Source organism: Providencia sp. PROV061, from assembly GCF_011045655.1.
GTDB classification, from domain to species: Bacteria; Pseudomonadota; Gammaproteobacteria; order Enterobacterales; family Enterobacteriaceae; genus Providencia; species Providencia hangzhouensis.
Genome location: NZ_CP042861.1, coordinates 4029397 through 4053482, shown reverse-complemented (window position 1 = coordinate 4053482; position 24086 = coordinate 4029397). Strand labels below are relative to the sequence as shown.

At 43.5% G+C, this 24086-nt stretch carries 22 protein-coding genes; 11 read left to right on the top strand and 11 right to left on the bottom strand.

The window, feature by feature from the left end; genetic code table 11:
* Positions 1–27: 27 nt before the first annotated feature.
* The 7 genes from FVA72_RS18740 to FVA72_RS18710 all read left to right on the top strand — a co-directional run bounded on the left by FVA72_RS18740 (position 28) and on the right by FVA72_RS18710 (position 6495).
* On the top strand, positions 28–975 hold the full coding sequence (locus FVA72_RS18740; RefSeq protein WP_004259249.1) for an ABC transporter permease: 948 nt from the start codon (positions 28–30) through the stop codon (positions 973–975).
* The gene (locus FVA72_RS18735) at positions 972–2786 is read left to right on the top strand and encodes a dipeptide/oligopeptide/nickel ABC transporter permease/ATP-binding protein (RefSeq protein ID WP_110591145.1); all 1815 of its coding nucleotides are present in this window, start codon (positions 972–974) and stop codon (positions 2784–2786) included. Before FVA72_RS18740 ends, FVA72_RS18735 begins: the two co-directional genes overlap by 4 nt.
* Entirely contained in the window at positions 2786–3589 is an 804-nt protein-coding gene (locus FVA72_RS18730) for an ABC transporter ATP-binding protein (RefSeq protein WP_110591146.1), read from the top strand. Before FVA72_RS18735 ends, FVA72_RS18730 begins: the two co-directional genes overlap by 1 nt.
* 30 nt (positions 3590–3619) lie before the next feature.
* Complete coding sequence (locus FVA72_RS18725; protein ID WP_004259240.1) at positions 3620–4390, top strand: FadR/GntR family transcriptional regulator; 771 nt, start codon at positions 3620–3622, stop codon at positions 4388–4390.
* A 4-nt stretch (positions 4391–4394) separates the two neighbouring features.
* The gene (locus FVA72_RS18720) at positions 4395–5456 is read left to right on the top strand and encodes an osmoprotectant NAGGN system M42 family peptidase (protein ID WP_110591147.1); all 1062 of its coding nucleotides are present in this window, start codon (positions 4395–4397) and stop codon (positions 5454–5456) included.
* Between the two features lie 242 nt (positions 5457–5698).
* Entirely contained in the window at positions 5699–5986 is a 288-nt protein-coding gene (locus FVA72_RS18715) for a DUF1778 domain-containing protein (RefSeq protein ID WP_102138080.1), read from the top strand.
* Positions 5983–6495, top strand: coding sequence for a GNAT family N-acetyltransferase (locus FVA72_RS18710; RefSeq protein ID WP_110591148.1), 513 nt, complete (start codon positions 5983–5985; stop codon positions 6493–6495). Before FVA72_RS18715 ends, FVA72_RS18710 begins: the two co-directional genes overlap by 4 nt.
* A gap of 75 nt (positions 6496–6570) precedes the next feature.
* Here the strand turns inward: FVA72_RS18710 and dsdA are convergent, their stop codons facing one another.
* On the bottom strand, positions 6571–7905 hold the full coding sequence (gene dsdA / locus FVA72_RS18705; protein ID WP_094961592.1) for a D-serine ammonia-lyase: 1335 nt from the start codon (positions 7903–7905) through the stop codon (positions 6571–6573).
* 12 nt (positions 7906–7917) lie between these two features.
* On the bottom strand, positions 7918–9255 hold the full coding sequence (gene dsdX / locus FVA72_RS18700; RefSeq protein WP_110591149.1) for a D-serine transporter DsdX: 1338 nt from the start codon (positions 9253–9255) through the stop codon (positions 7918–7920).
* Between the two features lie 217 nt (positions 9256–9472).
* On the opposite strand from dsdX, the gene dsdC reads away from it, so the two are divergent.
* The 3 genes from dsdC to FVA72_RS18685 all read left to right on the top strand — a co-directional run bounded on the left by dsdC (position 9473) and on the right by FVA72_RS18685 (position 12120).
* Positions 9473–10444: a DNA-binding transcriptional regulator DsdC gene (dsdC, locus tag FVA72_RS18695; RefSeq protein WP_004259232.1), complete on the top strand. Its 972-nt coding sequence runs from the start codon at positions 9473–9475 to the stop codon at positions 10442–10444.
* A gap of 43 nt (positions 10445–10487) precedes the next feature.
* Positions 10488–11528 carry a LacI family DNA-binding transcriptional regulator gene (locus FVA72_RS18690; protein WP_094961590.1) on the top strand — a complete coding sequence of 347 codons (1041 nt, stop codon included), beginning with the start codon at positions 10488–10490 and terminating at the stop codon, positions 11526–11528.
* Between the two features lie 124 nt (positions 11529–11652).
* The gene (locus FVA72_RS18685) at positions 11653–12120 is read left to right on the top strand and encodes a hypothetical protein (RefSeq protein ID WP_110591150.1); all 468 of its coding nucleotides are present in this window, start codon (positions 11653–11655) and stop codon (positions 12118–12120) included.
* 43 nt (positions 12121–12163) lie between these two features.
* Here the strand turns inward: FVA72_RS18685 and FVA72_RS18680 are convergent, their stop codons facing one another.
* From FVA72_RS18680 to FVA72_RS18665, 4 genes are read right to left on the bottom strand one after another with little or no spacing between them, the layout of a single operon-like run.
* Positions 12164–13138 carry an NAD(P)-dependent oxidoreductase gene (locus tag FVA72_RS18680; protein ID WP_110591151.1) on the bottom strand — a complete coding sequence of 325 codons (975 nt, stop codon included), beginning with the start codon at positions 13136–13138 and terminating at the stop codon, positions 12164–12166.
* Positions 13139–13148: 10 nt separating this feature from the next.
* Positions 13149–14429 carry an MFS transporter gene (locus FVA72_RS18675; protein ID WP_094961588.1) on the bottom strand — a complete coding sequence of 427 codons (1281 nt, stop codon included), beginning with the start codon at positions 14427–14429 and terminating at the stop codon, positions 13149–13151.
* Between the two features lie 13 nt (positions 14430–14442).
* On the bottom strand, positions 14443–15423 hold the full coding sequence (locus FVA72_RS18670) for a sugar kinase (protein WP_110591152.1): 981 nt from the start codon (positions 15421–15423) through the stop codon (positions 14443–14445).
* A 21-nt stretch (positions 15424–15444) separates the two neighbouring features.
* Positions 15445–16194, bottom strand: coding sequence for a sugar phosphate isomerase/epimerase family protein (locus FVA72_RS18665; RefSeq protein WP_110591153.1), 750 nt, complete (start codon positions 16192–16194; stop codon positions 15445–15447).
* Between the two features lie 483 nt (positions 16195–16677).
* On the opposite strand from FVA72_RS18665, the gene FVA72_RS18660 reads away from it, so the two are divergent.
* A complete protein-coding gene (locus FVA72_RS18660; RefSeq protein ID WP_161595390.1) occupies positions 16678–18024 on the top strand; it encodes a phosphoethanolamine transferase in 1347 nt (448 codons plus the stop codon).
* Positions 18025–18084: 60 nt separating this feature from the next.
* On the opposite strand, the gene FVA72_RS18655 is transcribed toward FVA72_RS18660, so the two are convergent.
* Genes FVA72_RS18655 through FVA72_RS18635 form a run of 5 tightly spaced genes read right to left on the bottom strand, consistent with a single transcriptional unit; the run spans position 18085 to position 23998 of the window.
* Positions 18085–19557 (bottom strand): FGGY-family carbohydrate kinase, encoded by a 1473-nt coding sequence (locus tag FVA72_RS18655; protein ID WP_110591154.1) that lies wholly within the window; start codon positions 19555–19557, stop codon positions 18085–18087.
* 11 nt (positions 19558–19568) lie between these two features.
* Positions 19569–20432 (bottom strand): L-ribulose-5-phosphate 3-epimerase, encoded by an 864-nt coding sequence (locus tag FVA72_RS18650; protein ID WP_110591155.1) that lies wholly within the window; start codon positions 20430–20432, stop codon positions 19569–19571.
* A gap of 18 nt (positions 20433–20450) precedes the next feature.
* Complete coding sequence (locus FVA72_RS18645) at positions 20451–21485, bottom strand: ABC transporter permease (RefSeq protein ID WP_004259206.1); 1035 nt, start codon at positions 21483–21485, stop codon at positions 20451–20453.
* Positions 21486–21498: 13 nt separating this feature from the next.
* On the bottom strand, positions 21499–22488 hold the full coding sequence (locus tag FVA72_RS18640; protein WP_004259203.1) for an ABC transporter permease: 990 nt from the start codon (positions 22486–22488) through the stop codon (positions 21499–21501).
* Positions 22481–23998 (bottom strand): sugar ABC transporter ATP-binding protein, encoded by a 1518-nt coding sequence (locus FVA72_RS18635; RefSeq protein WP_110591156.1) that lies wholly within the window; start codon positions 23996–23998, stop codon positions 22481–22483. Before FVA72_RS18635 ends, FVA72_RS18640 begins: the two co-directional genes overlap by 8 nt.
* Between the last annotated feature and the right edge of the window lie 88 nt (positions 23999–24086).

The window sequence follows — 24086 nt, the reverse complement described above, 5'->3', positions numbered from 1 at the left end:
AATCTTTTGATTTTATGGGGAAAAACTATGTGGTTATACTGTTTGAAACGCATTTTAGCGACCATACCCATACTGATTGGTTTGACGTTAATTGTCTTTTTTATCATGGCAATGATCCCTGGAGACCCTGCTCAAGCGCTGCTTGGCCCTTGGGCGACTCCTGAAAATGTGGCTAGAGTAAAAACAGAGCTTGGGTTGGATAAGCCGTTATATCAGCAATATTTTATTTGGATGCATAATTTAATTTCGGGTGACTTTGGCCGTTCATTTGTTCTTAACCGACCTGTCGTTGATGAAGTTTTAGAGCGATTTTCTGCCACATTAATTTTGGGCGGAAGTGCGTTGTTACTGAGTTCAGTTTTAGGGTTACTGGCTGGAGTCCTTTCCGCCATTCGCCAATTCAGTTGGAGTGACCGATTTATTACACTTGCTGTTTTATTGGGTATCTCAATGCCATCTTTTTGGATCGGCTTATTGATGATTATGCTTTTTTCTGTTCAATTACAATGGTTTCCGGCATCAGGAATGTACGATATTTGGCAAGGCGGTGGCCTGAGCGATTTATTGCATCACCTTGTTTTACCCGCAGTGACGCTTTCATTAGTCGCGACAGGGGTGATAGCGCGTTTGACGCGCACAGCAATGTTAGAGGTACTGCGACTTGATTTTATTCGTACCGCAAGAGCAAAAGGCTTGAGTGAGCGCAAAGTGATTTTTCGCCATGCATTTCGCATGGCACTGGTTTCCGTTATCCCAGTCATTGGTATCCAAGCGGGCTTTGTTTTTGGTGGTGCGGTGTACATTGAAACCGTTTTTCAGTGGCCGGGGCTAGGCGCCATGTTAGTGAAGGCTGTGGCAACCCGTGACTTGTTTTTAGTTCAAGGGGGCGTATTGATTGCAGCAGCGTCCTATGTCTTTATCAATTTACTTGCGGATGTTGCGCAAGCCATGTTAGACCCGAGGTTGAAATCATGAGCCAGTCAGTGACCCCTGTTATTCAGCATCGTCATCGCCAATCGATTGGCTCATTATTACTGGCGAACCGTTTAGCAACTTTGGGCTTATTTACGTTATCTATCATTATGCTCTTGGCATTTTTAGCGCCTTGGCTACCTCTTGCTAATCCTGATGAAACAGATTTAGTTAATCGGCTACTTCCCGCTTTTTCATCTGGCCATTTATTAGGTACTGACCATTTAGGGCGAGATATTTTGTCTCGATTGCTGTGGGGAACACGAGTATCTCTATTGGTTGGTATTTCCGCAACACTAATTGCGGCAATATTCGGCACCCTGATTGGCTTGGTAGCTGGGTATGTAGGCCATCGTACTGATACATTATTGATGCGTTGTATTGATATGATAATGGCATTTCCATACATTTTATTAGCCTTAGCGATTGTAGCGGTACTTGGGCCAGGGCTACTCAATGCGTTGTATGCTATCGCATTAGTGAATATTCCCTTTTTTGCTAGGAATATTCGTGGGTTAACGGTGGGTTTACGTGATAGAGATTTTATTCAAGCTGCAAGGTTGTCAGGTAAAAACCACCTACAAGTCCTATTAACGGAAGTGTTACCGAATGTCTTGCCAATCATTGTGGTTACCATGTCAACGACCATTGGCTGGATGATCTTAGAGACGGCAGGCTTGTCATTTTTAGGGCTAGGTACTCAACCACCGAATGCAGATTTAGGTTCAATGCTAGGGCAAGGGCGCGCACAAATGTTTGTTGCTCCTCATGTGGCATTGGTACCTGGTATTATGATCTTTCTTATTGTGATTAGTTTTAACCTGTTAGGGGATGGCGTGCGTGACATTCTTGATCCCCGGTTAAAATCAGGAGCCTTACAGCGATCACAACCGATGACACAGACTGACAGAGTTAATATTCCTGCGAAAACGGGAGGCGAACAAGTGGTATTAGAAGTCAAAGACTTGTCGGTCGCTTTTCGCCAAGGAAATCAATTACGCCCTACGGTAAAAGGGATCAGTTTTACCGTAGGTGCGGGGGAATGTTTAGGGCTAATTGGAGAAAGCGGTTCGGGTAAGAGTGTTACGGCTTTATCGGTAATGGGGTTGCTTGCATCGCCTCCTGCGTTGGTTACCGCTGGTGGTATTTATGTAGAACATGAAGAAATGTTGTCATTACCGTTATCCGTTATGCAACGCCGTCGCGGTGCGAAGGTATCTTATATTTTCCAAGACCCACTGACGACACTTCATCCGCAATTTACCATTGGTGTGCAATTGCGTGAGGCCATTACCGCTCACCAATCGTTGTCATTCTATGAGGCGAAAAATAAAGCCATTGAATTATTGGATAGCGTTGGGATCCCAGATGCGCAGGAGCGTTTTGATGCCTACCCCCATGAGCTTTCGGGCGGGCAGCGCCAGCGTGTAGGGATAGCGATGGCATTGGCTAATGACCCTGTGTTGATTATTGCCGACGAGCCGACCACCGCATTAGATGTTACGGTGCAGGCGCGTATTTTAGAGTTACTCAACCAACTACGCCGTGAACGTGGTGTTGCACTCTTATTTATTACCCATGATTTCGCGGTTATTAACCAAATTTGCGACCGTGTTGCCGTCATGCAGCAAGGTGAGATAGTTGAAACAGGGGAGACACAAACGGTATTACGCCAGCCTCAGCATCCTTACACACAACGCCTGATCGCCAGTGTCCCTAAATTAGGGGAAGGGCGTGGATTTTTAAAACAAGTCCAACAACTTTATGGTCATCAGCCCAATGGTAATGATTTAACATCGGCTCAGGAGGTTTAATGAAAAAAGTGATTGAGGTTAATCAGTTGGTGAAAACCTTTGGGCAGCCAAGAAGCCTATTTCACCCTCGTGGACGCCAAGTTCACGCACTAAAAAATATTTCATTATCGCTCTATGAAGGTGAAACCCTTGCTGTTGTAGGGGAGAGTGGCTCAGGAAAAAGTACCTTAGCGCGTATTTTAGTTGGGTTGGAGCGTGAAACCTCGGGGAAAATTGCGGTATTAGGGCAAACTCGTGCCGAATGGCTGCAACAAGGTTCACGTGCATTTGGGCAAGCCATTCAGTACGTTTTTCAAGACCCGGTTGCTTCTTTGAACCCCCGTAAAACGATAGGCGAGACATTAACGGTTCCATTGAAATACTTAAAGCACATGAACACATCACAAAGAGCGAAGCGTTTGGCGGAATTACTCGAAGCCGTCAATATGCCAATCGACGCTTTAGCTTGCTATCCTCATGAGTTTTCAGGAGGGCAGGCACAGCGGTTAGCGATTGCGAGAGCATTAGCTGCTGATGCACGAATATTGGTACTTGATGAACCCGTTAGTGCGCTGGATGTTTCGGTACAAGCGCAAGTTTTATTGTTATTAGAACAACTTAAACAACAGTTTTCATTGTCGTATTTGTTTATTAGCCATGATTTGGCGGTAGTGGAGTCGATTGCAGATAGAGTTGCCGTACTCTATTTAGGGGATTTGCTAGAATGTCGAGATACCCGCAGCTTATTTGCCGCACCGGAGCATGAATATACGCGAAATTTATTGGCAAGTGCCCCACGAATTCGTGTTGATTCAGTCGATTAGAAACTTATTTAAACCAGTTGAGAAGCTAATATGAGCACCAATAAGCCAATGACGATAGAGTCAGTGCGTATTAAACGTACTGATGAAATCGTCAATGCGATAAAAGAAACCATTATGGCCAATAACCTCATACCCGGTGACCGTTTGCCACAAGAAAAAGAGCTAATTGAACATTATAACGCTAGCAAAAGCACTGTGAGAGAAGCATTAAAGTCATTGGAAGTTCAAGGGTTAATTAAAACAAAAACTGGGCCTGGTGGTGGCGCGTTTATTGATTCAATGACTGAAGCGCGAGCGATGAGTTTGTTATCGAACTATTTATTTACGCGGGATATATCAATCAAGGATATTTATACGTTACGTAAATTATTAGAACCGGTGGTAGCAGTCAGTGCCATTGATAATATCGATAACGCAGGAATTCAAAAGCTGTACGATACCATCGCCATTTATGACCATGAGCCCGTAGATGAAAATGAACGCTGGCAGCAACGAATGGCAGAACTGGATTTTCATGCGGTGGTCGCCAGCTATTCCGATAACGTTTTATTAGTGTTTATCTGCCATTTTTTACAACGCTTACTCAAAGACTTAGCCGTTTGTCAGGACATTTATTTAAAACCTGAGCCTGTCGACAGGCGTCAAGGCATCGAATACCAATATCAATTAATCGAGGCTTTACGCCGTAAAGATGCCGCTAAAGTTCAATCGGTAATGGAAGCACATATGGCTTATGCAGAACAAGCCATGTTAGCTCTACAAGCCACATTACAAGAACGTTTCTTAAGTGAAGATAGGTAATATAATGATAGATAAAGTATATCTGACCTCTGTATTAAAAACATTATTATGCACACCTAGCCCTGTAGGGATGACTGAACAAGCCGTTGCGCAAACTCACCAATGGTTGTCGGAGTTGGGGTTTACACCAAAATACACACGCCGCGGGGTGCTCTATATCACACTCGGTTCTGAAGAACCTAAACGTGCATTGGCCGCACACCTTGATACATTAGGGGCGATGGTGACACAACTCAAACCGAATGGGCGTTTGGCACTGCGTAATACAGGCACATGGGCAGCCCGTTTTGCGGAAGGTGCAAGGGTGACAGTATTTAGTGATGATCACCAATATCGTGGGACAATTTTGCCATTAAAAGCCTCAGGGCACCGTTTTAATACTGAGGTAGATACCCAAGTAGCCGATTGGGATAATTTAGAAATTCGCCTTGATGCCCCCTGTTATAACTTTGCTGATTTGCAATCCCATGGCTTAAACGTCGGTGATATTGTTGCAGTGGATGCTCAACCCGAATTCATTGATAACGGTTTTATTGTATCGCGTCATTTGGATGATAAAGCCGGATGTGCAGTGATGTTAGCCGCATTAAAATCACTGGTGGATGACGGTATTGTGCCAGCGGTATCTTGCCAAATGATGTTCACGATTTCAGAAGAGGTCGGTATCGGAGGCACCCATGGTTTTGGTCCGCAAGTTCAAGAGTTATTGGCGATTGATAACTCCGTTTCTGCGCCAGACCAAACCACAAGGGATGACGCCCTCACCTTAGCTTTTCGCGACAGAACCGGCCCGTTTGATTTAGCAATTACGCGGCATTTATTACAATTATGCCAGCAGTATGACATTCCTCACGTCCGCGATACGTTTAAACATTATCGTTCGGATAGTGCTGCAGCAATTGATGCAGGATGGGATATTCGTGCGGCTTTAGCATGTTTCGCACTAGACAGCTCCCACGGTTGGGAAAGGACTCATTTGGACTCATTAGTCGCGCTCGCGACTTTAGTGAGACGCTATATTGAAAGTGATTTAGTCCCATTACCGGGGCAATCATTGCAAGGATAATAATTTGCGGTTGATGGTAAAAAGCCCTCTTCTCATTAAGTGACCCCTAATAATTGGTTACCCAGCTATTGGGGGATTTCACTCATGTCAGCTTTTTGATTTTTTTATTAATTTCACTGTTAAATCAATGTGATATTTACGTCATAAATACATGGTACGACAATCTTGTATTTACAATGTAATGACAACGACATTACACTTCTGTATGCTTAGCTGAGTAAGCAATCAATTGGGAGGTCGATATGTCGACTCAAAATGATGTTGCCGTGACTCGCTCATCTCTTAACCTGAGAATAAAACCGGAAGACAAAATCCTGATCGACCGTGCTGCGAATGCTGTGGGAAAAAACCGTACTGAATTTGTTCTGGAAGCGGCGCGGCGTGCAGCTGAAGAAACGCTGGCCGATCTGCGGGTGATTAACGTCAGCGCCGAGGTTTACCAAGAATTTATCAGCCAGCTTGATGCCGCGCCTAGTAGTAATGAGGCATTGAGGAAAACGATGATGTCTAAATCCCCTTGGGAGGAATGACATTGAAGCTAACAGCGCCAGAACCACTAAAAACAGGCCATTTACTGGAAGGGTTTTCCTCTGGTGAAGAGGCATTGGATCTCTGGTTAAAAAACCGGGCAATGAGTAATCAAAACTCAGGGGCCTCGCGCACTTTTGTGACCACTTCGGATAACCAAGTAATGGGTTACTATGCCTTGTCCACCGGGGTTGTGAGCACCAATCAAGCCGTTGGACGATTTCGCCGCAACATGCCCTCTGACATTCCCGTCATCTTACTCGGCAGGCTAGCTGTAGATACAAGGGCGAAAGGTCTTGGAGTTGGTAGGGGGTTAGTTAAAGATGCCTGTCATCGTGTTATTCAGGCTTCTGGGCTGGTGGGCATTCGAGGGGTTGTGGTTCACGCATTAACGGACAATGCTAAACGGTTCTATGAGCACATTGGTTTCGTCCCTTCACCACTTGACTCTATGATGTTGATGATAACGCTTGCCGATCTACAATTCGCATTGGGTATTCACCCGAACTGACCAAGCTTGGGATCCCGAGTTTTTATCAAAGCCCTCATATCATTGAATGTAAGAGGGCTTTGAACAGGTTAATTGTTAACTTAGATTGGCTTGTGATAAATATTTTTGCATCTCATCTGCGGGTACCATACCGCCACCTGTTGCCCATACCAGATGTGTTGCGTTGGCCAGTTGCTTAGGCGTGAGTGATTTGGATTGCAAATAATCTGTGTTTTGCGTGACATGCACACAGCCAGTCATACCCGCCAAGGCCGAAGGCTCTAATTTAATAGATTCGGTCTGGTTGAGTAAGCCTAACAGGTTATACATTTCGCTATCATCGATAGTGTAATAACCATCAATCAACCGCTCCATCGCGCGCCCCACAAAACCGGATGCGCGGCCAACGGCAAGGCCATCAGCGGCAGTGATATTATCGATACCAATCTCTTGAACTGACACGCCATCATGTAACCCGGTATGTACTCCTAACAACATACAAGGTGAATGCGTTGGTTCTGCAAATAAGCAATGGGCGGCATCCCCAAAGGCGAGTTTTAACCCGAAAGCAACGCCACCGGGGCCACCACCAACACCACAAGGTAAATAGACAAATAGCGGGTGGTCGTTATCCACTGTAATCCCTTGCTCTACAAATTGTTTTTTTAGACGAAGGCCTGCGACGGCATAGCCAAGAAATAGGGTCGTGGAGTTTTCATCATCAATAAAAAAGCAGTTTGGGTCTTTTTCTGCTTCTTTACGGCCTTGTTCAACGGCGATGCTGTAATCTTGCTCATATTCCACAACATTTACACCATGTGAACGCAATTTGTCTTTTTTCCATTGTCTGGCATCTGCGGACATATGCACGCTGACGCTAAAGCCAAGTTTAGCGCTCATAATGCCGATGGACATGCCAAGGTTACCGGTTGAGCCCACCGCGATGCGGTATTGGCTAAAGAATTGACGAAATTGTTCAGAGATTAAAATCTCATAATTATCATCTGTTGATAATAAACCTGCTGCTAAAGCCAATTTTTCTGCATGGGTTAAAACCTCATAGATGCCTCCGCGGGCTTTGATTGAGCCTGAAATTGGTAGGTGGCTATCTTTTTTCAGTAACATTTTCCCTGTTATTGGCGTTTGATACCGTTTTTCCAGCGCGGCCTGCATGTTGGGAATATCGATAACTTCAGATTCAATAATCCCTTGTGTCGCTTGAGTTTCTGGAAACGCTTTCATCAAATAAGGCGCAAAGCGGTTTAAGCGCGCTTCTGCATCTTGAACATCTTCAATGGTTAGCCCGACATAAGGCAAACCCGCTTGCGTCGTCGTGACCTTTGGGTTGAACCACGCAATTTGCTTTAAATCGATTAAGTCCTGAACTAAAGGGTAGTCAGCAATTAACTTATCAACATTTATCTGAGTCATAATTACTCTCTTTTAAATCACAAATGAAAGTGCAAAAGTCCCTGCCAGCGCGACGAAAGACGCAATCAACGTGGCGACACTATAAAAACGGAATGTTTCGGCTAAAGTCGCGTTACAGTACTGTTTGACTAACCAGAACAATGAATCAGTGACGATAGTGCAGCCAATTGCGCCTGAGCCAATGGCTAATGTCATAATTTCTGGGCTAATGTGTGGGTACATTGGCATTAGCGGAGCAACAATCGCCGTTGCGCCCATCATCGCAACGGTGGCAGAACCGACAGCGGCATGAAGAATAATGGCGACTAGCCAAGCCAGTAAAATTGGGTGCATATCAATACCAGATAACACCATCGCTAAGGAATCGCTCAGTCCACTGCCTTTTAAGATACCGTTAAATGCTCCTCCTGCGCCGATAATCAATAAAATATTAGCGATTGAGCTAAAACTCTCTTCGGTTTTGCTGAGTAATACGCTCATACCCATGTTACGTCGGATCCCTAACATGTAATAAGCGACAAAAGCAGCAATAAACATAGCGGTTATTGGGTTACCAATAAACTGTAAGAGGGTAAATAACTGGCTATCTTTGCTCATGTTCAAGTCAGCGGCAGTCTTGATTAACATGAGGGCAATTGGCAATAACACCGTGAACAGTGTCGCACCTAAAGAAGGTAAGTCTTTTTCTTCACGTACCTCAAGATCTGAGAACGCTTCTGGCACAGTTTTAAACGGTAAGCGGTCACCTAAGAATTTGAGGAACAGTGGCCCGCCGACTAATGACGCGACTAGGCCTACGGCTAACCCTGCAACAATCACCGTACCAATATCAGCACCTAATTCATTTGTGACAAATAGAGCAGCAGGGTGTGGCGGTACGATGCAATGGACGGCCATCAGCGCAGTACACAATGGGATCGCTAACTTTAATAATGAAGTATTGGTTCTTTTGGCAATGGAAAATGCGAGTGGGATCAGTAACACCACACCGACCTCAACAAACAGGGTGATACCGCAGATTAACCCAATGAGTACCATGGTGACATCGGGAGTTAACCAACGGCTTTTTTGTAATGTCACCCCAATTCGCTCTGCTGCCCCGGAGATTTCCATCATTTTTCCAAGAATAGTTCCTAGCCCGATAATGGCAGCTAAGAAACCAAGTGTCCCCCCAATGCCATTTTCGATAGAGTTGACCATCTCCAATGGATTCATTTGCATGGAGATACCGACAAAGAAGCTGGCGAGTAAAAGTGCTAAAAAGGGATGAAACTTAAATTTAATAATTGAAACGATGATTAGTAAAATACTGATAACTAAAGTACCAATCATCCACATTGTAGAGTCCATATCCTACCTCTGATCATCTTGTTATTGTTTTTCTATTGGATAATAAATATTCAGTGGTGACAAACGATGAAACACGAGCTTTAGATGAATCAAATTAACTCAAAGGTGTGATATTAGTCATATAAAACGGAGAATAGCGTCTTTGGGTCATATAAATTCATCTTAAAAAGGGTATTGTAGAAATCACTGAGTATCGTTGTTTTTATTGGAGGCGTTGATGTCAGAAAATTTCAATCAATTTGAGCAATCTGGATTTATTCAATGGAATAAACGGCTATCAAGTTATCAGCTATCGCGCCTACATACCTTTGAAGCAGCAGCACGGCATAGCTCTTTTGCATTAGCGGCACAGGAGCTGGCATTAACACCCAGTGCAGTTAGCCACCGAATTAATACGTTAGAAGGGGAGTTAGGTTTTAAATTATTTGAGCGTTTTCATCGGCGTATTGAGCTGACGATTGATGGTGAGCGAATTTATTGGGCACTACGCAAAAATTTGGATGATATTAACCAAGAAATTATTGATATCAAGAACCAAGAAATCTCGGGTGAACTTACGGTGTATTCACGGCCATCCATCGCCCAGTGCTGGTTAATTCCCAAAATTGCGGATTTTGCTAACCAATATCCCTCTATTCAGTTAAATCTATTAACGGGCAACGATGACGTTAACTTTCGTGGCTATGGCATTGATATTGCTATTTATTATGATGATATCACTCGGCCCAATTTATATTGTGAAGATTTAATGTCAGAGTCAATTGTTCCGGTCTGTAGTCCGCAATATGCTAAACAACATGATTTGCTTAATAATATTCATCAATTGAAAAATTGTACTTTGCTACATGATAGACAAGCTTGGAGCAGTAACTCTGATTATGATGAATGGAAGGCGTGGAGTGAACATTACCAATTAACCTTGTTTCCTCATCGCCGAAACCTATGCTTTGATCGCTCTGATTTAGCGATTGTTGCCGCAATGAACCATGCCGGTGTGGCGATGGGACGTAAACAATTAGTTGAAAAACGCTTAAAGCGCCAAGAACTGGTAATGCCATTTGGTGATATTTCGCTGAAGTGCCAACAGCGCCACTATTTTGCGATGCTAAATGATAAACGAAACCCGAAGGCGGATATTTTTATTCAATGGTTAAAACAGCAAGTTAACGCAATACCACAAGTAAAATGATGCTTATTCGAGTAAGATAACCTCTTGGTGATGTTTTTAGAGAATGGAAAAACCTGAAGCTATGGCCCCGAAAACACAAAAAGTTGCCACGATCAAAGATGTCGCTGCCAAAGCTCAGGCAGGGAAAACCAGTATCTCACGTTATTTGAATGGTGAATTTCATTTGCTTTCTGATAATTTGCGTCAACGCATTGAAAGCGCCATTCGTGAATTAAACTATCGCCCAAACCAAATGGCGCGTAGCTTGAAACATGGGCGGACAGGCTTGATTGGTTTGATTATTGCCGATATCGGTAACCCATTCTCTGTTGAAGTATTAAAAGGGGTAGAAGCCGAGTCAATCAAACAAGGTTTCATGACCGTGGTTTGCAATGCAGATAACAGCATTGAGCGTGAATGCCAATTTATTCAATTGCTAAAAGGTTACCGCGTTGATGGGCTTATCATAAATTCAGCGGGTGTTAACGAACAATTCATTGAAGTGCTGAAAGAAACCACCCTACCTTTCGTCTTGTTAGATAGAAAAATCGACAATTTTCCCAGTGACATGGTGGGGCTAGATAACCCCGCTTCTGCACAAATGGCCTTTAATCATCTGATTGAACAAGGGTTTGAAGCGATTTGCTTCGTGACTGAGCCCATTGTGTATAACAGCGCACGCCAAGAGCGCTTACAGACCTTTCAAGCGTTATCGCAGAGCCATCAACATATCCAAAGCGAATTTCATGAAGTGACCTTGCCTGACCCTGCAAAATTAGAGGCCATTGTTGCCGATTTTTGTACTGCACATCGTGGTATGCGCAAAGTGATTGTTGCCGCTAATGGCGTACTGACCTTGCAGCTGGCGTATGTCATGAATAAACAAGGGTTACGTTGGGGAACGGATATTGGCTTTTTGAGTTTCGATAACCTCGAATGGGCGGCATTGGCTGGGCAAGGGGTAACCTCAGTGTCTCAACCGACAGCGGAAATGGGGCATAAAGCGGTGGAGTGCTTATTGGAAAAACTTGAAAACCCAGATAAGCCACCAATGCAATATTTATTTAATGGGGAATTGCTGATCCGAAAATCGACGACATTGTAGTCTTTGGGGCTAAGTTATTCGGTTCTTAAAATTTGGTTACCATTTACCAATTTAGCTTAAGGTTTATTACATGTATACTGGTGTGTAGACTAAATTATAACCATTTTGAGAGCATAGGGAACATATGAAAAAGATAGGGATATTATTGCTAGCTAGCCTTGTTTTAGCGGGTTGTAGCACCAGAAGTCAGGTCAAAGAGTATACCTGCCAAGTAGACCAAAGTTATAATCACATCACATTAGAACGTAACGGCAAATTTACCTTTCCAACAGGGGCAAGTAAGGTACAAGTCTTTTTCAATAATGGTCAGGTCAATATTGTTGATTTTGTTGGCTATGAGTATATGAGTTATCCGCTAGTGAAAAGTACAGAGCAGCGACGCGTTGAGAAAATAAAAGATTTTAACATCGTGATAAATAAAGGTGATTATTATTCTGATGTCAATGGCATGTTGGAGATTTACTCACCCAGTCAAAAAACCGTTGGATTATATTATTTAGCACCATCAACCAGTAAACTTAATTCTATCCAGTTTCTGACGGAGTGTGAGCGAAGCAATGTTGCTCGCCCGGGACACGCTCATGCGCATTGATGGTTAAAGAGCCAAAGAGCCCTAATAAATTAGGGCATTCCAGCTATTTTGCTATTTCAGGGTTAACACAATTTTGGCTTAGGTCGCCCTTTAAGGCGGCTATTAGGTTATCAACAGCGCACTCGACCATGGCGTAGCGGGTTTCATGGGTGGCAGAACCGATGTGTGGCAGAGCAACCACATTTGGCAGCGTGAGTAGCTTAGAGTTGCTTGGAAGGGGTTCAACTTCAAACACATCTAAACCCGCCCCGCGAATTGTGCCACTTTCTAATGCATCGATCAGGGCGGCTTCATCGACGATACGGCCTCTTGAACCGTTGATCAAAAATGCACTGGGTTTCATTTTTGCCAACTCATTTTTACCGATCAACTTTTCGGTTGACGCTGATAATGGCAGCACGACACAGACAAAATCCGATTCTGCCAGCAACGTATCGAGGTCACAACGACGTGCCTTAAGTTGGGTTTCTGCATCGGGGTGGATATGGGTATTGTAATAGAGAACTGGCATCCCGAAGCCTAAATAAGCGCGTTTGGCAACGGCATAGCCAATGCGGCCCATGCCTAAAATACCGATAGTTTTCCCATTCACATTACTGCCATATGCATCTTCACCAATACTTTGAGTCCATTGGCCATTTTTGACCATCTCAGCCATTTCGATAATGCGGCGTGCACTGCAAAGCACTAACGTAAAAATGGTATCGGCGGTGGTTTCGGTTAATACATTAGGTGTATGCATTAATGCAATCTTTCTAGCATTCATTGCATCAATATCAAATTGATCGATACCAACGGAAATGGTCGATGCCGCTTTCAAATTCGGAGCATTGGCAATGTCATCTGCCGTGATAGGATAGCTGGCCCCGATAATGCCGTCAGCGCGGGATAACGCTTGTTTAAAGCTAGCGAGATTTTCAGGTGTAACGCTATCAAATACAGTGACATTAAAGTGTTGCTGTAGTCGTTCAAGTTGATCCGTAGGAATGGATTTATATAAAATAATATTCTGTTTCATAGTATCCCTTTTAAGCATGCTTCGTGATGACAACATCACTGTTTTGTTCTTGGTTTGGTTTGACTATCAAGGTAAAGAAAACCGAGGCTAATAATGCGAGTCCCATAAACATATACGAAGCACTTGGGCTACCGGTTGCTCCATTTAAATAGCCAACAAACCATGAACCAAAGAATGAACCTAATGCGCCCATACTATTGATTAATGCCATTGCACCACCAGCAACATTCTTTGGCAACATTTCAGGGATAATAGCGAAGAAGGGCCCATATGGGGCGTACATTGCTGCACCCGCAATCACTAATAAGGTATAAGAGAACCAAAAATTCGTGCTACCGAGTAAGTACGAACCGAGGAAGCAAATCGCACCGAGTAAAAGCATTGGCCAAACGAATAGTTTGCGGTTATGCATACGGTCAGATGCCCATGATACGAGGATCATCGCTAAGGTTGCCGCAAGGTAAGGAACGGCAGAAAGCCAGCCTGTTTCTACCATCCCAAGGTTAGATGCTCCACGAATAATAGATGGCAGCCACAGTACGAAGCCATACACACCGATGCTCCAGCAAAAATACTGGGCGCACAGTAAAATCACGTTACGTGATTTAAAAGCTTCACGGTAGTTACGGACAGGTTTGATGTTTTTCTGTTCGTCACTGAGAATTTTATCTAATGTCTCTTTTTCAGTCTGGCTTAGCCAATTCACTTGGCTTGGTTTATCACGTGCTGTTCTCCACCAGAAAAAAGCCCACAAAATCGCTGGAACCCCTTCAATGATAAACATTTCACGCCAACCGAATGCTTGAATGAGATAACCGGATAGCACGGACATCCACAACACCGTGACTGGGTTACCTAAAATTAAAAAGGTATTGGCGCGTGAGCGTTCTGATTGAGTGAACCAGTTACTGATATAGATGAGCATCGCTGGCATCACGGCGGCTTCAACGACACCCAAACTAAAGCGAATAATTACTAGCATTGGGATATTACTGACCATTCCCGTTAAGCTGGCAAACATTCCCCAGAGAAAAATACAGGCAAAAATCAGTTTGCGGACACTGCGCTTTTCCGCGTAGATAGCGCCTGGTATTTGGAAAAAGAAATAGCCAAGGAAAAATAATGAGCCGAGTAGTGACGACATCCCTTTGGTAATGCCTAAGTCAGCGTTGATACCTGCAGCGGCGGCAAAGCTGTAGTTTGCTCTATCCAAATAAGCAAGGCTATAGGTGATAAACACGATTGGCATGATGCGCCACCAACGTGACGCTGCTGGAGTATTCATTGTCATAATCGATTTCCTTTTAACATGCAGCTTTAGTGGTGGCTGCGGGGAGTAATGCCATTTCATGCTGCAATTGCGCTTGAGTTGGTAAGCCTTCACTATCACCTATAACTTGAATGGCTCTAGCTCCAACAAAATTACCTCTTGCAACAGCTTGCGGTAGTGTTAAGCCTTCAAGTAAGGCGCTAATGACGCCAACGGCAAAACCATCGCCGGCACCGACGGTATCAATGACGTGTTTAACATGAACGGCAGGAGCCATACCTTGTTGGTTACCCGAAGTTTTATAATATGCGCCGTGTTCTCCAGTTTTAATCACAACGGCTTCAACACCTTGAGCGAGGTAAAAGTCAGCAATAGACTCGGGTTGGTCGAAGCCCGTCAGAATTTTGCCTTCTTTTAAGCCTGGTAAGACCCAATTAGCTTGGAACGCGAGTTGGTTGAGCTGTTCTACCATCGCTGTTTCACTCTTCCATAGAGAAGGGCGCAAGTTTGGGTCAAATGACAGTGTTTTTCCTGCATTTCGCACCCATTTCGCGGCGTACAGTGAAAGTTGATAGCTGGTGGGTGAAAGCGCAGCAGCCACGCCACTTAAATGTAAATGGCGGGCAGATAGAAAATAGTCTTCATTAAAGTCTGTTAAATCTAAGTGACTTGCCGCAGAACCTTGACGAAAATACTCTACGATGGGATCGGTTCCATTTTCGGCTTTAGATTTGAGTTGAAAGCCAGTTGGGTAACGAGAATCTACCGTAACACATTGAGTATCTATATGTTCATTATCCAATGTGGCTTGGATAAAACGCCCAAAAGAGTCATTACCTAAGCGGCTAATCCATCCCGTTTTTAACCCAAGGCGTGAAAGGCCAACAGCAACGTTGAGTTCAGCCCCTGCGGCACGGCGAACAAAGTTTTCGACCTCATGTAATTTCCCTGTTTGTGTGGCGACGAACATCATCATGGCCTCACCAAGAGTTACGACATCTAATTGGTTTTTCATAAAATTAATTCTCCCTCTAACCTAGAAAGCCTTTAACAGAGAAACATAGTATTCAGTGACTGCACGTAAATCATCGCCTTCGAGTGGAAACTCGATACCACAAGGAACGTCATTCGGTAGGGCGGTTAGCACTTCTTTCCAAGTGCCATCGCTGTCATCAAGTGCTACAGCAACACGTTTGTTGTCACGCAATTGGCAGGCTTTAACGTGAATGTAAGCGACTTGGGGAGCAAAAATATGTGCGGCTTTTAACGGATCTTCCCGATTCCAATGCCAGTTCGCCATATCAAACGCCATTTTTATGGGCATATTCTGGGTTTTGACATCAGCAAAAAAGCGTTCAAGAGGCGCAATATGACCACCGGCTTCTGTTTGGTCGTTCTCAATCACTAATTGGGTGGTGTATTGATTGATGACACCAATAACTTCGGATAAGTCATAGCACTCAGGTAGCTCACCAAGTGATAGTTTTAAAAAGCGTGCATTGAGTTGTTTGGCATCTTCGAAATAGCCTTGTAATTTGGTGATTGCGATAGGAGCTCGTTGTTGAAATAGGGTATCAGGAATAGAATAGACAGCTTTTAGTTGCCTTGCTTGTAGCTTATCAGCAATATCCGTCAGGCTATCATTCGGCAGCAAAAGCTCTTGGCGGATCTCCACGCCATCTGCATGGCTGTTTTGAATCACTTCGAATAAGGCTTGTTGGCCGCCTAATTGTTTTACGGTTTGCGCCCCATAGGCCGCAGTGACAACAATAATGTGTTTGCTCATGACTTTCCTCTGTCTGATTAAAGGGCATTTTGCCCATTTGTCATTGCGAATAAAGCATTATGGAACCGGTTCCATAATGCTTTCTAGTGAGGAAAGAGCAAAATTAGAGCTGTATCACTAATCAAATGGCGATTAATGTTTAATTGCAGATCTTTATCACAACTCTAGATGTAATGGGTGTAACGCTTATTATTCATTCTGATAAATGAATTTATGGTATATAACTAGTTGATTACTAATTTTTTATCTTTCTTGATATACAGCTAACATGAAAATATGCCTAGTAAATGCGTGATTCTTCATAATTAATTATTGTTAGCTGTATCTCAATTTCGTCTTCTTCGTCTTTTAATGAAATAATATTTCAATATATTAATTAAGGTGTGAAATTTTAGTGCAATGCTACATTATTTCACAAACTCTACCCTGGCTACACCACAGCAACTCATAAATATAATAAGTTACGAAGATGAGGTTCTGAGTATGAAAGTAATGAAATTAACCGCACTTTATAGTGCGCTTCTGTTAGCTAGCGTTTCATGGGCTCAAGCAAATACCAATGAAAGTGCCGGCGTCTATAAAAAAGCCTGTACACCTGAGTTAATTCAAGCAGCAAAAAGCAATGCAGATATTTGCTATGGCGTGAATACGGCTAGTGATATTCAAATTACTAAAAAAAACGATGATAAATATAAGATAAAAGTTGTCATTATTGGTGAAAGTACCAATAAGAATTATATGAATACTTATGGCTACCCATTAGAAAATACACCGTTTCTTTCATCGGTAAATGGGCGTTTTTTCAATAATTTTATTAGTGCGGCATCCAATACGGTACCGACCTTAACGCGAGCTTTAGCGAAAAATGATTTAAAGACGATCACTCAGCACCATGAAAAGCCGTATTACAATAATAATTCAGTTGTTGATTTAGCCAACAAAGCGGGTTATGAAACTTATTATATCGGTAATAATGGCAGTTTTGGTGATGATGAAATTGGCTTTACAAATTATTTTCTAAAGGCGAATTATTTTTTACCGGTTAGAGACAGCAAGCCTGGTTTTGAAAACCTTTTCGTGCAAGAAAAGTTTGTCGTTGATGACAGTGTGAATAAACTCACCAATGATTTTAAAATGTTACCTGCCTTTAAAGCCGCGTTAAATAACCCGTCAGAGAAAGAAAAAGTCATTTTTGTTCATATGTGGGGACCTCACCATGATGGTTGGCCGAAAGGAGCTTGCGAACTTGTTAAAAATAATTACAACATTAACCCTGAGCAATTTGATACTGGCTGGGGAAGTATAGCGAACTGTTATGTTTCAGCGATTAAACTGAGTGATGATTTTATTGGCGATATTTATAGTATCTTGCAAGAAAATAATAAAAATGGGGATTACCCGTTCTCCATTTTATATTTTTCTGACCATGGACAAGGGCTAGTCAAAGCCAATAAGCAGCACGTAAAAGCACTGGAAGCAGAGTATAAAGGGTATATCAAAGACGGAAATCTATACTTACGCCATGGTCAACTCGTGAAAGGGGCATATCAAGTCCCATTAGTGGTCATCAATTCGGATGATACTAAACGTGAATTTCGCGATGAAATGTTAAGTGAGTGGAATTTATTTGATTACTTCGCGTCGTGGTTAGGAGTAGAAACTAACCTAACCTCCCCAGCGAAAAGTATCGTGGCGGAGACTATCACACCTGAAAAAGATATCGATGTCTTTGTTTTCCCACGGGACGAGTTTGTGAAGTACGATAGCTTGCCGCAGGATACCGTATTATCACCAGCCACAGTTAATACCAAAGTTGTCGCTGACAATTAATATGTCAAAAAATAAGGCAGAACCGAGCTATCAGTTCTGCCTTTATTTTTATTCAACAAGTTATTGACTCAATGCATCTGCAACTGCTTTAAAGCGGGCAAATTTATCACGTAACTGTTGATACCCAACGGTGTTTGGTTGGTAAGTCGTGATTTTGGGTGTGCTTGCCGCAATAGCGACATCAAAACCTGAATAGTAACCTGTTCCGACTGCGGCACAAAGTGCAGCGGCTTGGCAACCTGATTGCTGTACATTGACGACATCTAACGGCAAGTTACTGGCATCACAGAACATTTGCATCCACAGTGGTGACTGTGTTGGGCCACCCGTGAAACGAATAGATTCTGTTGTATTATCAAGGCCAACAATACGGTCTTGGTGCAATAAATGTGAAAATACAATCCCTTGATAGATAGCATAAACAATATCGGCATCCGTATGGTGTGAACTCAATCCGAGTAGACCACCGTGCAAATTACTGTGGTAGTTAGAACCGTACAGCCAAGGGAAAAATAGAATATCGTTTGGCCGCGTTGCCCCTTCAGCCACACAGTGATTCAGTACATCATAATCTTGCAAACGTTGATTGAAGAAGTGACGAGTGAACCACGCGAGGTTACTGGCGGAAGTCGGGCTGCCTTCGTGGACAAAATAGGTACCTGGAATACAGTATTTACTCCATACGTATGGGTAATCTGAAGGCACAATTTCATCGAAGACACGGGTTGAAATGGTCCAAGTTCCGGCTACGGCGCTGAGTTTATCTTTTTGGCTCACCCCTGACGCCAACGCTGCACCCACCACGTCAAAGAAGCCACCAAATACAGGGGTTCCTTCTACAAGTCCAGACTCAGCAGCGGCTTTGTGGGTTACCGTTCCTGCAAGTTGAGCCGAATTAATCACCGGTGCTAGTTTGTCATTTGCCTCATCAATACCAAATAGTTGGCATAATTTAGGGTCATAACTCGACAGGGTTTGGTTAAATAATTGGCTGCCAGAAATATTGGTTTCTTCGCAGGCAATTTGGTCGGTTAGACGGTAGCGAATGTAATCGTGGACCATCAAAACATGTTGAGTATCGCGATAATTATCGGGCTCGTGTTGTTTTAACCAACGTAGCAGCGCCACAGGATGAGAAGCCCATAATTGCTGCAAACTCAATGGATAAGCTTTATCCGCGGTGCCGTCTTGGTGCCATTCATCAACAATAGATTGAGCTCGTGAATCAGATGACACAATCCCATTCCTAACCGGTTTTCCTTGGCTATTGAGTAAATACAGCCCTTTGCCGTGAGAAGAAAAGCTGACACCGGAAATTTGGGCGGCGTTGAGCTGGCTATTTTGAATCGCTTGGCGAATCACGCTGCAAGCCGCTTCCCACAGCATTTCCATATTGCGTTCACTAAAACCTGCTTGTGGACTCTCAGTGGGAAAAGAATGTTCAGCAACGGTAATTTCTTGGCCTTCTGCGGTGTAGATACCCGCTTTAATGACGGTACCACCAAGGTCAACACCCATAAAAAATGCATTCATTATCGGCTCCTTTAGGCGTTGTGCCAGCCTGCTTGTTGCATTTTGTCTTCCATCCAATGACGAGCTTTGATAATTTCAATCAGTGGCTCATCGGCTTTTTCTGTCCACATTTCAATCAGGAAGGAGCCACGGTAATTTAAACGTTTTAATAATTTGAATAAATTAACAAAATCCACGCAGCCTTCACCGAAAGGCACATCACGGAATTGGCCTTTACAGGTTTCAGCCACCGCATACGTATCTTTTAAGTGAATTGCTGCGACGTGTTCAATTCCTTGGGTGAATTCTTTTTCGACATCATTGCCCCATGCCGTTAAGTTGCCGACATCAGGATACACCTTGAACCAAGGCGAGCGAATTTTATCGGAAAGCGTTTGCCATTTGCTAATGGAATTCATAAATGGCGTATCCATGATTTCTACCGCACACATCACTTGAGAAGCGGCCGCAATTTCACTGACCCATTGCATGCCTTTTTCGAAATTGGCAATCGTTTCGGCATCTTGCTCTTCATAGTAAACGTCATAACCCGCGAGCTGAATAGTGCGAATGCCTAAGTCTTGAGCGAGCTTAATGGCTTTTTCCATTAAGGTATAGGCCATCATACGAGTGCCTTCATCATGGCTACCGAAAGGAAAACGGCGATGGCCCGATAAACACATACTTGGAATGCGAATACCTGTTTCTTGAATGGCTCTAACCACTTCCAGACGTTCAGCGGTGCTCCAGTCTAATCGAGCCAGACGTTCGTCAGTTTCATCTACTGACATTTCCACAAAATCATAACCTGCAGATTTTGCGATAACTAATTTTTCTAACCAACTGCTGTTTTTCGGTAATGCTTTTTCATAAATACCAATTGGATGCTTGCGCATGGTTTTCCCCTTGAAAAATTAACTTTGTGTCGATGCTTTATTAAGGCGTTGGTTGCGGTTCATCGCACGTTTAGCACTCCATTTTTCTTTGAAGAACTTGAATGCTAGTGCCAAGATGAGCGTGATCCCCCAAACTGCGAGGTTAAAGTGCAGGCTTACACCAAGCAGGCTTAAACCTGTCGCAATGACCTGTAAAACCAATAAGGCACAGAACACTCGGCTAACCTTACCAACCCCCCCAAATGGGTTAGTTCCACCTAATACGATGGCAAGAATGGTGAGCAGTAAATAGGAGTCCCCGTAGCCCATACGTGCAGAGTTAAAGCGAGCCATCATGATGAGCCCAGCTAATACACATAACAGGCTAGAAATGGTGTATATCGCAATCATGACACGGTCGGTACGAATACCGCTGAACCACGTTGCATTGATGTTACTGCCACTCATATAGATATTTTTACCTAAACGCGTACAGCCTAGAAACAGCGCTAAGAGAATTGCGGTAACAATGAAAATAATCATCGCAATTGGTACCCCAAGCACCGTATCGGAACCAATGGCACGAACAATGGGCGGCATGCCACTCAGCGCTGCTCCTTTGGTGAGGTAAACGCCAATACCGCTAATAATAGTCATAGTACCGAGAGTGACTAGAATAGGGTGTGCCCCGATATGGGAAATCATCAGCCCTGTTAAGCTACCGATAATGACCGCAATTACAGTTGCGCCGATCAATGCGAAGACCAGCCACATCAGCTGTGTGCCCGTCCCTGCATCCACTGGCAGGTAATTGATAAACACCCAAGCCATAAACAGGCCAGTTAAGTTAGCAGTACTAATAATGGCGAGGTTTAAGCCGCCACTTAACATAGGTACAAACATGGCAAAGGTGAGTAAGCCCAATTCAGGTAACTGAAAAGTGATACTCAAAAAGGTATTTTGAGTAAAAAAGTGCCCTGGCATGGCAATACTAAACGCGGCGATAGCCAGAACAAAGATTGAAAGCAGTCCGATAACAGAGCCATCAATTTTAAAAAAAGCATTTTTTTTCATGGTGATATTCCTGTTAAACAAAACCTACGTCCGTCTCTTTACGTTTTTTATAGTGGGTAATACAAATCGCAATGAGAATAACCAGCCCGATGACGATATTGACGAAGTAGTTTGAAACACCAATCAGGTTAAGGCCGTTTTTCAAGATACCAATCAGGAAAACCCCCATTAATGTACCTATCACCGAGCCTCTGCCACCGGATAAACTGGCTCCACCCAGTACAGCCGCGGCAAGCACATCTAGCTCTCCGCCCACAAGGGCACTCGGTACCACTTCACTCATTCGGTAGGTTTGCAACATACCGCCAATCGCTGCCATCGCGCCAAGGTAGCCGTAAGCAAACAGGTAAATCACTGAAACACGGATACCAATACGAGACGCAGATTCTTGGCTGCCACCGACGGCATATAACTGACGGCCGATGTGCGTTTTATTCATTAAAATCCACGTTAAGAAGGCAATGCCAAGCATCACAATTAACGGCAAGCCAACTTGGTAATATTCGCCATCCACTTCAAAAGGCAGGATAGTCACAGGGTCAACCCACCAATCTGGCAAGTCATAAATACTGTGACCGTTGGTTAACCACATCAGCATTCCAAACAGCAGTGATTGCATACTGATGGTGATGATAATTGACACAACATTCAGCGAGTAAATCAAAATGGCGTTAATTAAGCCAAAAGCGATACCGATGATAATCGCCAATGTGATACTAACGGCAGGGCTTGCAATAAAACCTTGCAATAACCAAGTGGCAATCACGTATTGCACTACGGAAGCCACTGCAGCAAACGAAATATCAATACCCCCAGTGACGAGAACCACAAATAATCCTAAGGCGAAAATACCCGTAACGGCGTAGCTTTCACTGAGGTCGAGTAAATTTTGAATAGTCAGAAATTGTGGGCTCATCAATGTGAAGAACACCACCATGATAAGAATGACCCAAGTCAGCCAACCTTCGACAGATTGTGGTCGTAACTTTTGCCAATTAGCCATTGATGATTTCCTCCAATTGTTGCTCATTGATGGAATCTGTCACAATTTCTCTGACGATAGCGCCTTGTTTCATATGTAAAATTCTGTCGCAATTGTAATAAGCTTCGGAGGCTTCATCGGTAATTAATAAAATGGAGATACCGACACCTGATAAACGGTGAATCAGCTTGTAAATACTGTCTTTTGCACCGATATCAACACCAACGGTTGGCGAATCTAAAATCAGTACTTTAGGGCGAGTTAAAATCCATTTGGCAAGTACCACTTTTTGCTGGTTACCGCCTGAAAGTGTTGAAAGGGCGTTATTTGGGTCGGTGACTTTAATATCTAAGTCGGCTATCCACTCTTGTACGATTTCTTGGCACTGTTTTTCATCGATTAAATGCCAAGGTGTTTTGAGTCGATCAAGAATCGAAATCACCATATTGTCTGCGATGGATTGTTGTAAAATGGCACCTAAAGTCAGGCGGTCTTCAGAGACATAACCAATGCCACGCTTAATGGCGTCGGTGTTGTTTTTTAACTTAACAGGCTTGTCTTCGATAAATAATTCGCCGCTATCTGGATGGGTAATACCAAATAACGATAATGCTAATTCGGTACGGCCTGAGCCTAACAAGCCACATAAACCTAACACTTCACCGCGTTTTAAATTTAAGTTGATATCACGATATTGCCCAGCTCGACTGAGGTTTTTTAGCTCAAGTACTGTGCGTCGGTCTTCCGCGTTATTAGGTGGCTTACGTTCATGGACAATATCTAAGCCAGTCATTAACTCAGTAATTTTGCGGGTAGTTAAGCCTTCAGCAGGCCATGTGCCAATTTTTTGACCATCGCGGATCACGGTGATGCGGTCAGAAATCTCTTTCACTTCTTCTAGTCGGTGACTTACGAAAACAACAGTAATACCCTTATCTTTTAGGTAATTAACTGTTGATAGTAGTTGGTTGACTTCTGTTCGGGTCAATGAAGCTGTTGGTTCATCCATAATCACCAGACGTGCATCAGCAACTAGGGCGCGGCAGATAGCAACTTGTTGGCGTTGAGCAATGGGTAAAAATTGCACAGGCGTGTCGGGGTCAATGGTGAAAGCCAGTTCATTGAGGATTTCTAAGGCTTTCTCGCGCAGTTGTTTTTTGCGAAACCAGCCAAAATAGCCTTTGAGGTTTAGCTCAAAGGCGATATTTTCGGCAACGGTTAAATTTGGAAATAACGACAAATCTTGGTAGATAACTTGTACGCCTAATTCACGCGCTTTATCTGGTGTCAACCGGTGATAACTTTTTCCATCAATTTCAATTTTGCTACCGTCATCAGGGGCATAGACACCACTGATGGTTTTAATTAATGTGCTTTTCCCACACCCATTGGTGCCCGCTAAACAGTGCACTTCACCTTTGTTGAGCGTCAAATCGATATTGCGTAATGCACGGTGACCACCGAAGCTTTTGGAAAGGTCGCGCAAGGTAATGAGTGGATCGGATTTGTCAGCTTTTGAGGTGCTTGTCATAAGTACAATTCCTACTGCAAATAAATTGGTGTTGGCTTGTTCGTGATGAGTTCGAGCCGCTGCGTTAGTGCAGGCGACTCGAACTCAA

Bases quoted from the DNA above. Each gene is read 5' to 3' on its own strand.
- FVA72_RS18740 (WP_004259249.1), top strand. From the start codon at position 28: ATGTGGTTATACTGTTTGAAACGCATTTTAGCGACCATACCCATACTG.
- FVA72_RS18735 (WP_110591145.1), top strand. From the start codon at position 972: ATGAGCCAGTCAGTGACCCCTGTTATTCAGCATCGTCATCGCCAATCG.
- FVA72_RS18730 (WP_110591146.1), top strand. From the start codon at position 2,786: ATGAAAAAAGTGATTGAGGTTAATCAGTTGGTGAAAACCTTTGGGCAG.
- FVA72_RS18725 (WP_004259240.1), top strand. From the start codon at position 3,620: ATGAGCACCAATAAGCCAATGACGATAGAGTCAGTGCGTATTAAACGT.
- FVA72_RS18720 (WP_110591147.1), top strand. From the start codon at position 4,395: ATGATAGATAAAGTATATCTGACCTCTGTATTAAAAACATTATTATGC.
- FVA72_RS18715 (WP_102138080.1), top strand. From the start codon at position 5,699: ATGTCGACTCAAAATGATGTTGCCGTGACTCGCTCATCTCTTAACCTG.
- FVA72_RS18710 (WP_110591148.1), top strand. From the start codon at position 5,983: ATGACATTGAAGCTAACAGCGCCAGAACCACTAAAAACAGGCCATTTA.
- dsdA (WP_094961592.1), bottom strand. From the start codon at position 7,905: ATGACTCAGATAAATGTTGATAAGTTAATTGCTGACTACCCTTTAGTT.
- dsdX (WP_110591149.1), bottom strand. From the start codon at position 9,255: ATGGACTCTACAATGTGGATGATTGGTACTTTAGTTATCAGTATTTTA.
- dsdC (WP_004259232.1), top strand. From the start codon at position 9,473: ATGTCAGAAAATTTCAATCAATTTGAGCAATCTGGATTTATTCAATGG.
- FVA72_RS18690 (WP_094961590.1), top strand. From the start codon at position 10,488: ATGGAAAAACCTGAAGCTATGGCCCCGAAAACACAAAAAGTTGCCACG.
- FVA72_RS18685 (WP_110591150.1), top strand. From the start codon at position 11,653: ATGAAAAAGATAGGGATATTATTGCTAGCTAGCCTTGTTTTAGCGGGT.
- FVA72_RS18680 (WP_110591151.1), bottom strand. From the start codon at position 13,138: ATGAAACAGAATATTATTTTATATAAATCCATTCCTACGGATCAACTT.
- FVA72_RS18675 (WP_094961588.1), bottom strand. From the start codon at position 14,429: ATGACAATGAATACTCCAGCAGCGTCACGTTGGTGGCGCATCATGCCA.
- FVA72_RS18670 (WP_110591152.1), bottom strand. From the start codon at position 15,423: ATGAAAAACCAATTAGATGTCGTAACTCTTGGTGAGGCCATGATGATG.
- FVA72_RS18665 (WP_110591153.1), bottom strand. From the start codon at position 16,194: ATGAGCAAACACATTATTGTTGTCACTGCGGCCTATGGGGCGCAAACC.
- FVA72_RS18660 (WP_161595390.1), top strand. From the start codon at position 16,678: ATGAAAGTAATGAAATTAACCGCACTTTATAGTGCGCTTCTGTTAGCT.
- FVA72_RS18655 (WP_110591154.1), bottom strand. From the start codon at position 19,557: ATGAATGCATTTTTTATGGGTGTTGACCTTGGTGGTACCGTCATTAAA.
- FVA72_RS18650 (WP_110591155.1), bottom strand. From the start codon at position 20,432: ATGCGCAAGCATCCAATTGGTATTTATGAAAAAGCATTACCGAAAAAC.
- FVA72_RS18645 (WP_004259206.1), bottom strand. From the start codon at position 21,485: ATGAAAAAAAATGCTTTTTTTAAAATTGATGGCTCTGTTATCGGACTG.
- FVA72_RS18640 (WP_004259203.1), bottom strand. From the start codon at position 22,488: ATGGCTAATTGGCAAAAGTTACGACCACAATCTGTCGAAGGTTGGCTG.
- FVA72_RS18635 (WP_110591156.1), bottom strand. From the start codon at position 23,998: ATGACAAGCACCTCAAAAGCTGACAAATCCGATCCACTCATTACCTTG.